This window comes from Modestobacter sp. VKM Ac-2985 (assembly GCF_026967925.1).
GTDB lineage: Bacteria > Actinomycetota > Actinomycetes > Mycobacteriales > Geodermatophilaceae > Modestobacter.
On record NZ_JAPVBI010000003.1, the window covers coordinates 682,401 to 695,319 of the forward strand.

Sequence of the window (12,919 nt, forward strand, 5' to 3'; positions counted from 1 at the left end):
GAGCGTCCAGCCCTGACCCTGCGTCAAGGTCAAGTCCGGGTCCACCGTCCCGTGCGACCGGGAGGGGCCCGGGTGGTCAGGCCCCGTGCCGCCCAGCGCTCAGCAGTTGACCGACCACCGGTGGCCGCAGCTCAGGCAGACCAGGACCGCCACCCAGTCCTGCGGGTCGAACTCGCCGGGGTGGTCACCGACGTCCTGCCCGCCGCACGCGACGCAGCAGGACATCCGGGCCAGTGCGCTGGCCGGCACGACGACCGAGTGGTCCAGGAGCTCGGACACGGGAACACCTCCACGATGAACGGCAGCTGCGCTGCTGCCTCGACGGGTGGAGATTGGCCCAGCGACCGTCGTCGCCGACGGGTGACACGAGGCCGGTCGCGGGATCGCAAGGAGCTCGTCGCGCGACCGCAATGGAGCAGTGCGGTGCTCAGCTGCCACCGGTGGCGCGGAGCACCAGCACGGCGAGGTCGTCGGCGCGGCGCCCCCGCTGGAACTCCATGACCGAGGTCTCCACCGCAGCGGCGACGTCCACCGCACTGCCACCGCGAGCCCCGGCGAGCACCGACCGCAGGTGCTCCTCACCGAACTGGTGGACGACTCCCGCGCCGTCCCGGTAGCGCGCCTCGGTGACCCCGTCGGTGTAGAGGACGAGCACGTCGCCGCTCTGCAGCGTCGTGGTCGCCACCCGGAGGTCGATCTCGGGGAGGATCCCCAGCAGGCTCCCCGGCGCGCCCAGCTCCGCCACCGCACCGATGTCGTGCCGCAGGACCAGCGGCAGGGGGTGGCCGGCGGACACCGCCCGCAGTTCGACCCGGTCGTCGATGCGCTCGGCCAGCACGCAGGCGATGGTGCACGTGCCCGTGGGGGCGCCCTGCCGCAGCAGCACCTCGTTGACCGTGCGCAGCACGTCCACCAGGTCGGTGGTGCGCACCACGGCTGCCCGGATCGCGTAGCGGGCGGCGGCGGTACGCGCTGCGGCGACCGGTCCGGTGCCCTCCACGTCGCCGATCACCATCAGCCACGAGGAGCCGTCGAGCTCGACCAGGTCGTAGAAGTCGCCGCCGACGGTGGCCCGGGCCGAACTGGGTTGGTAGACCGCGGCCACGTCGGCCCCCGCCAGGTACGGCAGGTGCGGCGGGAGCAGGCTGCTCTGCAGGTCCTCGGCGAGACGGCGGTACCGCTCCTCGGAGGCGGCGAGCGCCTGGGCGAGTTCGCGCTCGGCGGTCACGTCGGCCACCAGGACGCACAGGCCGATCACCTCGTCCGCGTGCCGGACGGGGAAGAAGCTCGCGTTCCAGTGGCGGAGCTCGTCGGGCCGGCTCCCCACCGCGCCGGTCAGCGGGACGTCCCGCCGCGGCCGGCCGGAGCCCAGCACTTCCCGGTAGAGCGCTTCGGCCTCGCCGCCCACCGCCGGGTGCAGCTCGGCGGGCGTGCGACCCAGCAGCTGCTCCACCGGCAACCCGTTCATCTCCGCGAGCACCGGGTTGACCCGGACGTGGCGCAACTGCAGGTCGAACAGACCGATGCCCAGGGGGGCGCTCTCGATGACGGCGTCGAACTGCGCCGCGATCACCTCGAGCCGGCCCGGTCCCGTTCCAGCAGACCCAGGCACACGAGGACACTAGGTCGTCCCGGCGTCACGTGCTCGTCGACCTCGCGGCCGTGACCGTGGGTCAGGACCCCTGCGGACCTGCCTGCACACACACCGCTGCGGCCCGCACCCAGGAGGGTGCGGGCCGCACGGACTGACCGGGCCCGGCCCGGCCTATGCCGCAGGCGTCCTCGCGAACCGGGCCCGGTGGGTGAACTCGATCTCTGCCACGGAGCCGCGGGCGCCGGTGGCGACCTCGATGGTCCCGGTGGACCCGTCCGGCGCGATCCGCGGGACGTCGCCGGTCGTGAGGCTGATGCGCACCCGGTGCCCCTCGGCGAAGCGCCAGTGCGCTGGCTGCGTCGCGATGACGAACGTGGTCTCCTCCCCCCGCGTCACGGGGATGCTCTGTCCGTGCCCGAACCGGTGGCTGGCCCGCAGCCAGCCGGCGGCGACCTCGGTGACCCGGCCGTCGGGGGCGACGTCCATCACCTTGGCCACGAGGTTGCCGTCGCTGTTGGGCAGCGTCGCCTCCAGGGTGACCTCGGCCTGCCCGGCCATGACGGCGTCGTGCGCCAGCGGGTCCGACGTGAACGTCAGTCGCCCCTCGTCCGCCACGGCGTTGTCCGCTGCCGGGTCCGTCGGCCGCGGACAGCCGACCAGGCAGGTGGTGGCCGGACCGTCGTCCGGGTCGATCGCGAGGTCCAGGGTGCCCGGCTTGCCGGGCCGTCGGTCCAGCTCACGATCGGTGCCGAGGGCCAGGACCTGGCTGTTCCCGTCCGCCGGCCAGTCGGCCAGCTCCACCCAGCGGCCGCCGGCGCCCTCGACCTCGTAGCTGGTCACCGGCGCCGCCGGCAGTGGCGCGTCGGGCTCGGCGCGCAGCCAGTGGTCGAACCAGGCGAGGGTCGCGCCGATCGGCAGCGGCTCGGTCTCCTGCTCCCACGGGTCCGCGTGGGTCCAGGGCCCCATGACCAGCCGGACGTCGTCGTTCCCCGCGTCTCGCAGACCCTCGTAGTTGCCGATCGCCCCGGCGCGGAAGACGTCGAACCACCCGCCGGTGAGCAACACCGGCACCTCGATGTCCTCGTGCTCGTTCGCCACGTTCTGGACGTCCCAGTACTCGTCGTACGTGGGATGGGCCGCGAAGGCGTCGAGCTGCCGCTGGTCGAAGGCGGGGTCTGCCACGTCCGGGGCGCCCACCCAGAGCCAGTCCGCGTCCGCACGCGCTCCGCCCGGGTAGAAGATCTCGGAGTAGTTCTCCATCGGCGAGACGTTGGGCGCGATCGCCGCCAGGTGCGGCGGTTGCTCTGCCGCGATCTCGAGGGTCGTCTGGCCGCCGTAACTCGTGCCGGAGGCACCCACCTTGCCCGAGGACCACGGCTGCTCGGCCAGCCACTCGACGGCGTCATGGCCGTCCTTGCTCTGGATCGGCCACCGCGCCTCGAAGCCCGGAGCCGGGGAGATCCCGGTGCCACGGATGTCGCACGACATCACGTTGTAGCCGCGCTGGCTGAAGTACGTGGCGAACTCGCCCGCTGCCTCCTCCACGGCCCTGCCGTACGGCGTGTAGCTCCGCAGCAGCCCGGGGAACTCCCCGGCCGCCGGCTCGCCTCCGAGCGCCGGTCGGGCGATGGCGCACCCGAGCTCGAAGCCGTCCCGCATCGGCACCTGGAGCCGTTCCACGTACGTGCCGTAGTCGGCCGACCGGTCGTAGTCGAACCAGTCGGGCTCTGCGGACGGGGCGGGGCGGGGCGGCTGGGCGGCTGCCGGCGGGGCCAGCACCCCCGCCACGACCGCGCCGGTGATGGTGCCGATCACGCCGAGCCGGCGGGTTCGGATGCTGAGCACGCTTCCTCCTGGGGAAGTGGACGGGGAAGGGGACGACGTCGGGCGACGCCGGCGGGGCCGGCACGGGACCGGGGACCTGCGGCCCCGGCCCCGTGCCGCACTGCGGTCGGGGTCAGGAGCGCGGCCCGCCCAGCGCCCCGCCGCGGTCGCCCAGCCACTCGGCCGGTCGGTAGGTGCGCAGGATGTCCGACCCACCCAGGCCGAGTCCCTCGGCCGCGGCGTCCAGCGTGCGGGGGTGGGCGACGGAGCCCCAGTGACCCGTGGTCACCCGCTCGTCCAGGGCCTCGACGGAGGCGACCAGCTCAGCCGGGGTGAACCGGCAGTGGCTCAGCCGGTGCACGAAGGCCTGGCGCAGCAGTCCGTTCGCACCGGCCTGGCGCACGGTCTCCGCGTACTCCTCCTCGACCTGGACCGGGGCGAGGACGTCGTGCGTGGTGTGCAGGCTCAGGACCGGGACCTGCAGCTCCCCGGTGAGCTCGGAGGTGGCGTGGGCGGTCTGCAGCGCATCGTCGTCGGCGGTCACCGACGCCGTCTCGGTCAGCCGGTCGAGGTCCGCGTCCAGGTCGAGCCCGGCCTCCCGGTACAGCGCCGTCACCTGCGCCCGCTCGTCGGCGCGCTGCAGCAACGCCCGGTAGTCGACGCCGGCGTTCCAGGACGGGTTGCCGCCGACCGTGGTCTCGATGTCGACCCGGGCCGGGTAGGTGAAGCCGAGTGCGGAGGTGAACTGGGCGACCTGGGCATCGACCTGTGCCTGGTGGTCCCGCGGACCGGGCTCGGGCTGGCCCTCGGCCCAGCGGGGCAGGTGGTACAGCGCAGCGGCGAGTGCGATCCGCGCCCGGCCCTCGGGGTCGTCCTGCGCGGCCACGACGGCCTCCGTGAGGGTCCTCGCCGCGGCGTTGACGGCGGCCAGGTCGCCCTCGTAGTCGGCCAGCTGCACCTCGGTGCCCGGTGGGACGAGCAGCTGGGCGATCGCATGGGCACCGTCGAGCTGGTAGTTGAGCAGGTCGACGCCGCCGTGCATGAGCCCGCAGGTCGGCAGCGCGCCGTCGACGGGGGCACCGGGGAGCTCGGCCAGCTGGCCGGTGACCAGGCCGCCCATGGAGGTCCCGACGGCGAGCACCCGCGACGGCTCACCGACGGCGGCCCGGAAGGCATCCAGGGTCTGCAGCTGGTCCTCGGCAGCGGTGTCCAGCGTCCAGCCGCTGCGCTCGTAGGAGGATCCGACCAGGGCGTAGCCCCGGTCCAGCAGGGCCTGCCGGGTCACGTCGTCCGGCGCGTTCTCGGCGGTGTGCGGGATGGGGAAGAAGCTGGGCCGGTAGCCGTGGCTGTACAGCAGCACGGTGCCGTTCCAGTCGGCGGGGACGTCGGCGACCCAGGCGGTGGCCCCGTCGTCGACCGTCCCCTCGACGTGCCTGGGGCCCGCGGGTTCTCCGGCTGCGGCGGGTGTGGCGGCGGCGAGCGAGATGGCCAGCGCGCAGGCCAGGCCGGGGACGAGCGATCGAGGGGACATCAGCATCCTCACGGAGGGGTTCGGGATGCCGGAGACGCTAGGCCTGAGCGAAACGAGCGTCAACGAAATGCCGAGCTTTTCTGTGAGCCAGCCCACTCAGAGGGAACTACCGTCTGGCGCGCGCGTCGCGCACGAGGTCGGCGAAGGCCGCCTGGGCGCGCACCTCCAGTGCTGCGAAGACGGTGCGGTACACGGCCGTCGACCGGCGGGCGGGCCAGTCCGCACCCAGGTGGCGATCGGGCAGCACCGGGTCGAGCCGCAGCAGGCGGATCCAGTGGGCGCCGAGGAGGGTGAACAGGGCCAGCGGGTCCTCGTCCCGAGGGAGGGGCCGGTCCCACCGGCGGAGGAAGTCCTCGTGCTCCCGGCGTAGCGCATCGAGGTCCCAGGCCCGGCGGACGAACCGGGCGACGTCCGTGCCGGCGGCGGGAGAGGCGACGAACCCGTCGATCTGCAGGCCCCCCGCCTCGGCGCCCACGGTGGTGATCGAGTCGAGGTCGACGCGGCCCGGCGCGATCCACAGCCCGTCGCGCAGGCAGCCGAAGCCGGCCCAGGTCAGCCGGGACCGCAGCCGGTTCCGGACGTCCCGCTGCGTCTCCGGCAGGGAGAAGCTCAGCAGCGTCCACTCGCTGCTCACCTGGTGGAAGGGTTCGGCCGCCAGCACCCGCTCCCGCCCCTCCCGCAGGACCCTCCGAGAGGTCTCGGTCAGGCCGTAGCGGGCCACTCTCCCGTCCTGGTGACGGGTCAGCAGGCTTCGCTCGGTGAGCCGGGTCAACACCGACCTGGTGGCGTCGTCACTCACGCCCAGGGACCCCAGCACGTCGAGGAAGACCTTCGTCGGGAGGGGCTCCTCGTGGCTGTCGAGGATCAGTGCGCCCCCCAGCGCCAGCAGGAGGTCCTGCGGCTTGGAGCGCACCTCGGCTGCGCGGTCTGTCATGTGCCCCTCCCTGAGCCCACTCGGCGCCCACGCCGCGGGCCGGCGGGCGGGACCACCCTGCCAGGTCGGCCCGGGGGATTCGTTCGGTCCACCACCGCCCGTCGGGGGGATCCGGGGGGTCAGCTCAGGTGTCGAGCCGGCTCACCGAGCTCGGCGAGGTGGTCGCGGGCGAGCGTGACCACGACCGGTCGTACGTGCTCGGCGAGCCACTCGGCGGTCTCGTCCCCGCGCCGTTCGGCCGCCCAGCCCAGGTAGGTGAGCCCGCGGGCCAGCAGCATCCCGGTCCAGTGGCGCAGCTGCTCCTCCCCGAGGGTCCGGCGGGTCCGGTACCCCGCGATGACGGCGTCGGTGTACTCGGCGAAGCGCGGGTGCGGGCGGTAGAAGAAGAGGATCGTGGCGAGCTCGAACAGGTGCCAGCCCTCCCCGAAGTCGTCGAAGTCGATGAGCACGAGCTCGTCGTCGGCCAGGAGGATGTTCTCCGGCGTGAAGTCGGCGTGGATGACGCCGTAGACGTCCGGTCCCGTGCCCAGGGCGGCCAGTGACGACGTCAGGCGGGCGACGGCCGCACCCAGCACGTCCCGCTCCTCGGCGGACAGGACGTCGAGCCCGAGCGGGTCGCCCCACAGCGCCTTCGCCCCCACCAGGCCGTCCAGGTCCCACGCCGCGCGACTGAACCCGGGGAGCCGGCCGACGTCCTGCAGGTGGTCGTGCAGCTCCCCCGCCAGCTGGCCGAGCCGGTGGAAGACGCCGGGCTCCAGCGGGCTGCTCCCGTCGAACGCCTCGCCGCAGTCCCCGAGGGGGGCGGCTCCCTCGATCCACCGCTGCACGTCGACCTGGTACTGCTCACCCGTGCCGTCGCCGACGAGGTGCACCAGCTCGCCGGAGGTGGTGCGGATCGGCTCGGGCACCGGGAAGCCCCGCTGACGGAGAGCCAGCAGGTAGTCCAGCTCGCAGGTCACCGCGGAGGTGGCGTGCAGCCCGGGACGGTGCAGGCGGACGGCGAAGGACTCCCCCGCCCGCTCGGCCCGGAACACGTGGTTCTCCCGGTACTTGACGAAGTGCAGGGTCGCACCGGCCAGCCCGTAGGAGTCGAGGGCTTCGGCGATGACCCGCCGCGCCGCGGTCTCGTCGATGAGCCCCACGTGACTGCTCCTCTGCCTGCCGGCGGACCGGCGGGTCGTCGATGCGCCGGGCTCGGCTGCACCACCCGACTGCGCTGTTGCAGCGGAAGACTGACAGCTACATGAACGCTCGGTCAAGACCCTTTACGTCGCGTTCACGCACTTCGGCGCCCCTGAGTCGCCCTCACCTCAGGAGCGGTCCGGGCGGACCAGACCCGTCGCGAGCGCGACGATGCCGGCCAGGAGCTCCTCGGACCTGCCGGGGTCCTCGGCCACCTCCACCAGCGCGGCCCGCGATGCGCCCACGAGGAGGGCGGCCAGCGTCGCCGGCTCCACTCCGGCAGCCATGACCCCGGCGGCGCGCGCCTCGGCGACGTCCTCGGCGATGAGCTTGGCGACGACCCGCGAGGCGTGTCCCCGCACCGGCGCCAGCGCCGGTTCCACGCTCGGGTCGCTGTTGGAGTAGAACCGCCCGACGAGCGGCCGGGCGCCGATCTCCAGGAGGGGGCGGGCGAGGGCGGCCACCTTGTCCACGAAGCCGGACGCCTGGCCGTGCGAGGCGGCCACCCGGTCGAGCAGCTCCTCGTTGACCTCCTCGTACAGCGTGCGGAAGAGGTCGTCCCGGCCGGCCGGGAAGTACGCGTAGAGCGTCACCTTGGAGGCCCCCGCCTCGGCCGCGATCGCCTCCACCGTGGCCCCGCCGAACCCCCGCTCGGCGAAGACCTCGAGGGCCGCGTCGAGCAGCACGCGCCGGGTGCGGAGCCGGTTCTGCTCGCGGAGCGAGAGCCGCCCGCTGCCCGCCCGGGGCGCATCCTGCGACGACGTCATCCGGCCCCCCTCCCGTCAGCTGTGACCGACACCCTACGGAGGGGTGACCGGCCATCGCCGACCGGAGACCCGACCGGTGGGCGTCACCGGACGGCGGCCTCCACCTCGTCGAGGCTGGCGGCGAGCCGGTCGACCAGGAGCTCCAGGTGCTCGTGCTCGAACACCATGGGCGGCCGGATCTTCAGCACGTTGTCCCGCGGCCCGATCCGGCTGATCAGCACACCTCGCCGGACCATGTCCTCCACGACGCGCTTCGCCCGGCCTGCGCTCGCCCGGCCGTCGTCGTCGACCAGCTCGAGACCGAAGAACAGGCCGGTCCCGCGGACGGCACTGACACTCGGCCGGTCGGCGGCCAGCTCCTCCAGCGTCTTGCGGGCGTGCCGGCCGAGCTCGGCGGCGCTGGCCTGCAGCTCCCGGTCCGCCGTCTCCTGGAGCACGGCCGCACCGGCCGCGGCGGACACCGGGTTCCCGGCGAAGGTGTTGAAGTACATGTTGGCGCTGCCGAACTCGTCCAGCAGCCGGGTCGTGGTGACCACACCGCCGAGGGGGTGTCCGTTGCCCAGCGGCTTGCCCATCGTGACCAGGTCGGGCCGGACGCCGTGCAGCTCGTGCCCCCAGAACGCCGAGCCGGACCGGCCCAGCCCCGACTGCACCTCGTCGGCGATGACCAGCCCCCCGGCACCGTGCACCAGGTCGGCCAGGCCCTCGACGTACCCGGCCGGCGGGTGCAGCAGGCCCTCGGTGGTGAAGAGCGGGTCGAACAGCAGCGCGGCGAGGCCGTGGCCGGCGGCCTGCAGCGAGGCGACGGCGGCGGCCGCCTCCTCGAGCGCCTCCGCGAGGACGACGTCGGGGCTCCGGGGGTCGGAGAGGACGTCCGGGATCCGCAGTGCGCGGACGTGGGCACCCAGCGGCTCCGCGGTCGTCAGCCCGGTGGTCATCTCCGCCAGCGACGTGGTGTTGCCGTGGTAGCTGAAGTCGGTGACCAGGACGCCGGTCGACCGGGTGTGCTGGCGGGCGATGCGGAGGGCGAGCTCGTTGGCCTCGGAGCCGCTGTTGGTGAAGAAGACCTTGTCCAGGTGCGGCGCGAAGGTCGCGAGCAGCGTCTCGCCGTAGTCGACGACGGGCTCGTGCAGGTACCGGGTGTGCACGTTCAGCCGCGCTGCCTGCTCGGCGATGGCGCGGACGACCACGGGGTTGCAGTGTCCCACGTGCGGGACGTTGTTGTAGGCGTCGAGGTAGTCGACGCCGTCGGCCGCCGTCAACCAGACGCCGTGCCCGGCGACGACGTGCAGCGGCTGGTCGTAGAACAGGGGCGAGTGCGGGCCGATGACCTTCGACCGTCGCGCACGGAGCGCCTCGGCCACGGACGAGCTGTCGGTCGACATGACGCCTTCTTCCTCAGCGAGCGGGTTCCACGCCATGCGCCGACGGTCCCCGGAATCTGAACGCAGCGTACAGAAATCTGGGGGACCACGGCCAGCGTCGTCCGTCACGAGTCACCACGGCGGCGCGCGTCCCGACAGGTCAGTGGCCGGAGACCCGGCGCTGCACGCTGGCGACGTGCGCCGCGGCAGCCGCGACGGCGCCCGCCTCGTCGCCCGCCCGGATGGCGGCCGCGATCCGTTCGTGCTCGCGGCGGGAGGAGCGCATCCGGTCGGCGGTGAGCAGGTGCTCACGGCGACTGGGCTCGGTGAGCTCCTGCACCCGGTCGTGCAGGCGCACCAGCAGCGGGTTGTTGCTGTACTGGGCGATCGCCCGGTGAAAGGTCCGGTCCAGCCGGGCGAAGTGCGCCGGCCTGCTCTCCGCCTCCATCTCCACGAGCAGCGCCTCCAGCTGGGCGATCCCCTGGGCGGTGGCGTGCCGCGCGGCGCGGCCCGCGACCGACGGTTCGATGCAGGCGCGCACGTCCATCACCTGCGCCAGCTCGATCTGGTTCGCGTCGAGCCCACCGGCCAGCGCGAGCCCGGTCAGCGTCCCGCCCGGCCGCAGCACGGTCGTGCCACGCCCCCGGGTGCGGTCGACGAGCCCGCGGACCTCCAGGTCGCGCAACGCCTCCCGGACCGAGCCGCGGGAGACGCCCAGCGACCCGGCGAGCTCCCGCTCCGGGGGCAGCCGGTCCCCCGGGCCGAGCGTCCCGTCCAGGATCAGCCGCTCCAGCCGGGAGGACACGACGTCCGCCCGCGAGGTCTGCCCGGACGACGCGGTGCCACTCTCCACACGATCTCCTTGGTAGGACCAAGACGACTTCGTCGTCGACCCCGGACAGAACACGCCCTGGCGGTCAGCGCGGAGGTTACGCCCGCGTCTCAATTGCGAATCTTGCGTCAGAAGTCTTTACAGCCCGTTCAGTGTGACCCCAGACTCACCGGCACCATCCCTCAACCGGGTGACTTGGTCCTACCAAGACGCCCGACCACTGGAGGCCGACTGTGCGTCCGCTCCGTGCTCTGTCCATGACCATCGCGCTGGGGACGACCGTGACCCTGGCGGCCTGCGGCGGGTCGTCCGAGGAGGAGGCCGACGCTGCGGCCCCGTCGGTCGAGCAGGACGACGAGATCGCCGCCCTCGTGCCCGACGAGCTCCGGGAGTCCGGCGTGCTCACCATCGGCGTGGACCCCGGGGTGGCGCCGATGGTCATCTCCTCCGACGACGGGACGCTCACCGGGTTCGAGGTCGAGCTCGCCCGGGAGGCGGCCGGGCTCATGGGCCTGGAGGTCGAGTTCCGGCCCGGCGACTTCACCGGCCTGATCGCCGGGCTCCAGGCCGAGCGCTACGACACCGTCATGTCCTTCGTCGTCGACACCGCGGAGCGGCAGCAGTCGGCGGACTTCGTGGACTACATGGAGGTCGGCGCCGGGATCCTCGTCCCCCAGGGCAACCCCGAGGGCATCGAGGAGCCGATGGACCTCTGCGGGGTCACCACCGTCGTCGGCGCCGCCAGCCAGGGCGAGCGGACGGCCGACGCCCTGAGCGAGGAGTGCGTGGCTGCCGGGCAGGAGCCGGTCGACAAGCTCGTCGTCCAGGACCCCACCGACGTGCAGACCGCGATCAGCGCGGGCCGGGCGCCCGCCGCGCTCAACGTGAGCCCCGTGATCGGCTACGCCGTGAGCACCTCGGGGGGCCAGTTCGAGCAGGCCGGCGACTTCTTCAACGAGGTGCCCGGCGGCGCCCTGTTCCGCAAGGACGACACCGAGCTGCGGGACGCCTTCGTCGCCGCGCTGCTGCAGCTCCAGGAGGACGGGACGTTCGCCGAGCTCGGCGAGGAGTTCGGCGTCACGGAGAGCCTCCTGGAAGGTGCCCCCATCAACGCGGCGACCCAGGAGTGAGCGCCGTGGCGAGCCGGACGGGAGCCCCGGCGCACACCGGTCCGACCCCGTCCGGCCTGGAGCCGGTCGCGCCGCGGGTCCGGTGGCAGGAGTTCCTGTACGTCGCGGTCGTCCTCGTCCTGCTGGCGATGCTGGCGAACTTCGTCCTGACGAACGAGCGGCTCAACCTCCCCGTCTTCTGGGAGTACCTGTTCCACCCGCTCGTCCTCGACGGCCTGCGGATCACCGTGATCCTGACGGTCGCGGGCATGGTGGGGGGAACCGTGCTCGGCCTGGCGCTCACGGCCATGCGGCTGTCGTCCAGCCCGACGCTGCGGGCGGTCTCCTTCACCGCCATCTACGTCTCGCGCACCATCCCGCTGCTGGTCCAGCTGCTCTTCTGGTTCTTCCTCGCCTCCGTGCTCCCCCGGATCAGCTTCGGCATCCCGTTCGGTCCGGAGTTCGTGTCCTTCGAGACCAACGCGGTGATCAACCAGCTGGGTGCGGCGATCATCGCGCTGAGCCTGTTCGTGGCCGGCTACATGGCGGAGATCATGCGTTCCGGCGTGATGTCGGTGGACCGGGGCCAGGTGGAGGCGGCGACGGCGATGGGCATGACCCCGTTGTCGGTCTTCCGCCGGGTGGTCTTCCCGCAGGCGGCCCGGATCTCCATCCCGCCGACGATGAACCAGGTCATCTCGGTCCTGAAGTACTCCTCCGTCGTGATCCTCATCGGCCTGGCCGACCTCATGTACTCGGTGCAGGCCATCTACTCGCGCAACTTCCAGCAGATCCCGCTGCTGCTGGTCGCGACGTTCTGGTACGGCCTCGTGGTGGTCGTGCTGACCGTCGTGCAGAGCCAGCTCGAGAAGCGGTTGTCCACGGGCCTGCCGAAGGCGGCCCGCCAGCGGATGAAGGAGCTGGAGGAGAAGACCGATGCCTGAGACCCCCGTCGCCACGGCGACCGATCAGCACCCGGCACCCGGCACGGTCCGGCCCATGGTGGAGATCGCCGGGCTCTGCAAGACCTTCGGTGAGCACCGGGTCCTCCGGGGCATCGACCTCACGGTCGCCCCCGGGCAGGTCGCCTGCATCCTGGGACCGTCCGGCTCGGGCAAGTCGACGCTGCTGCGGTGCGTCAACCAGCTGGAGGCGGCCACCGACGGCGCCATCCACATCGACGGCGAACTGGTCGGCTACCGCGTGCAGGGTGGCCGCCGGCACGCCCTGTCGCCGCGGCAGATCGCCCGCCAGCGCCGCTCCACCGCGATGGTCTTCCAGCGGTTCAACCTGCTGGCCCACCAGACCGCGCTCGCCAACGTGATGGAAGCACCGGTGCACGTCCACGGCGTCCCCCGGGACCGGGCCCGCGAGGAGGGCCTGGCGCTCCTCGACCGGGTGGGGCTGAGCCCGTACGCCGACCACTACCCCGCCCAGCTGTCCGGTGGGCAGCAGCAACGCGTCGCCATCGCCCGGGCGCTCGCCGTCCGGCCGCGGGTGCTGCTGTTCGACGAGCCCACCTCGGCGCTGGACCCGGAGCTGGTGGACGAGGTGCTCGCGGTCATGACGGACCTCGCCCGGGAGGGCCTCACGATGCTCGTGGTCACCCACGAGATCGCCTTCGCCCGCGACGTCGCCGACACCGTCTTCTTCATGGACGGCGGTGTCGTCGTGGAGTCCGGCGACCCCGCGCAGGTCCTCAACGCCCCGAGTCACGAACGCACCCGCGCCTTCCTGCGCCGCGTGCTCTGACCGTCCCTCTTCCCGCACAGGAGCCCCACC

At 73.0% G+C, this 12,919-nt stretch carries 12 protein-coding genes; 3 read left to right on the forward strand and 9 right to left on the reverse strand.

What is annotated here, in order from left to right; all coding sequences use genetic code 11:
* Positions 1 to 99: 99 nt before the first annotated feature.
* From O2V61_RS19255 to O2V61_RS19295, 9 genes are all read right to left on the reverse strand, one after another.
* Positions 100 to 279, reverse strand: coding sequence for a hypothetical protein (locus O2V61_RS19255; protein WP_269184882.1), 180 nt, complete (start codon positions 277 to 279; stop codon positions 100 to 102).
* A gap of 148 nt (positions 280 to 427) precedes the next feature.
* Positions 428 to 1,612, reverse strand: coding sequence for a PP2C family protein-serine/threonine phosphatase (locus tag O2V61_RS19260; RefSeq protein ID WP_269184883.1), 1,185 nt, complete (start codon positions 1,610 to 1,612; stop codon positions 428 to 430).
* Between the two features lie 153 nt (positions 1,613 to 1,765).
* Positions 1,766 to 3,439, reverse strand: a complete 1,674-nt coding sequence (locus O2V61_RS19265; protein ID WP_269184884.1) for a CocE/NonD family hydrolase — start codon at positions 3,437 to 3,439, stop codon at positions 1,766 to 1,768.
* 112 nt (positions 3,440 to 3,551) lie between these two features.
* A complete protein-coding gene (locus O2V61_RS19270; protein WP_269184885.1) occupies positions 3,552 to 4,949 on the reverse strand; it encodes a hypothetical protein in 1,398 nt (465 codons plus the stop codon).
* 106 nt (positions 4,950 to 5,055) lie between these two features.
* Positions 5,056 to 5,883: a PaaX family transcriptional regulator gene (locus O2V61_RS19275; protein WP_269184886.1), complete on the reverse strand. Its 828-nt coding sequence runs from the start codon at positions 5,881 to 5,883 to the stop codon at positions 5,056 to 5,058.
* A 119-nt stretch (positions 5,884 to 6,002) separates the two neighbouring features.
* Entirely contained in the window at positions 6,003 to 7,025 is a 1,023-nt protein-coding gene (locus O2V61_RS19280) for a phosphotransferase enzyme family protein (protein WP_269184887.1), read from the reverse strand.
* 168 nt (positions 7,026 to 7,193) lie between these two features.
* The gene (locus O2V61_RS19285; protein WP_269184888.1) at positions 7,194 to 7,832 is read right to left on the reverse strand and encodes a TetR/AcrR family transcriptional regulator; all 639 of its coding nucleotides are present in this window, start codon (positions 7,830 to 7,832) and stop codon (positions 7,194 to 7,196) included.
* 83 nt (positions 7,833 to 7,915) lie between these two features.
* Positions 7,916 to 9,217 (reverse strand): aspartate aminotransferase family protein, encoded by a 1,302-nt coding sequence (locus O2V61_RS19290; protein ID WP_269184889.1) that lies wholly within the window; start codon positions 9,215 to 9,217, stop codon positions 7,916 to 7,918.
* A gap of 139 nt (positions 9,218 to 9,356) precedes the next feature.
* Positions 9,357 to 10,049 (reverse strand): FadR/GntR family transcriptional regulator, encoded by a 693-nt coding sequence (locus tag O2V61_RS19295; RefSeq protein ID WP_269184890.1) that lies wholly within the window; start codon positions 10,047 to 10,049, stop codon positions 9,357 to 9,359.
* Positions 10,050 to 10,285: 236 nt separating this feature from the next.
* Between O2V61_RS19295 and O2V61_RS19300 the strand changes: the two genes are divergently transcribed.
* The 3 genes from O2V61_RS19300 to O2V61_RS19310 are packed head-to-tail and all read left to right on the forward strand — an operon-like array spanning position 10,286 to position 12,889.
* The gene (locus O2V61_RS19300) at positions 10,286 to 11,158 is read left to right on the forward strand and encodes an ABC transporter substrate-binding protein (RefSeq protein ID WP_269184891.1); all 873 of its coding nucleotides are present in this window, start codon (positions 10,286 to 10,288) and stop codon (positions 11,156 to 11,158) included.
* A 5-nt stretch (positions 11,159 to 11,163) separates the two neighbouring features.
* Positions 11,164 to 12,081, forward strand: a complete 918-nt coding sequence (locus O2V61_RS19305; protein WP_269184892.1) for an amino acid ABC transporter permease — start codon at positions 11,164 to 11,166, stop codon at positions 12,079 to 12,081.
* Entirely contained in the window at positions 12,074 to 12,889 is an 816-nt protein-coding gene (locus O2V61_RS19310) for an amino acid ABC transporter ATP-binding protein (RefSeq protein WP_269184893.1), read from the forward strand. The genes O2V61_RS19305 and O2V61_RS19310 overlap by 8 nt, the downstream gene beginning before the upstream one ends.
* Positions 12,890 to 12,919: the final 30 nt, after the last annotated feature.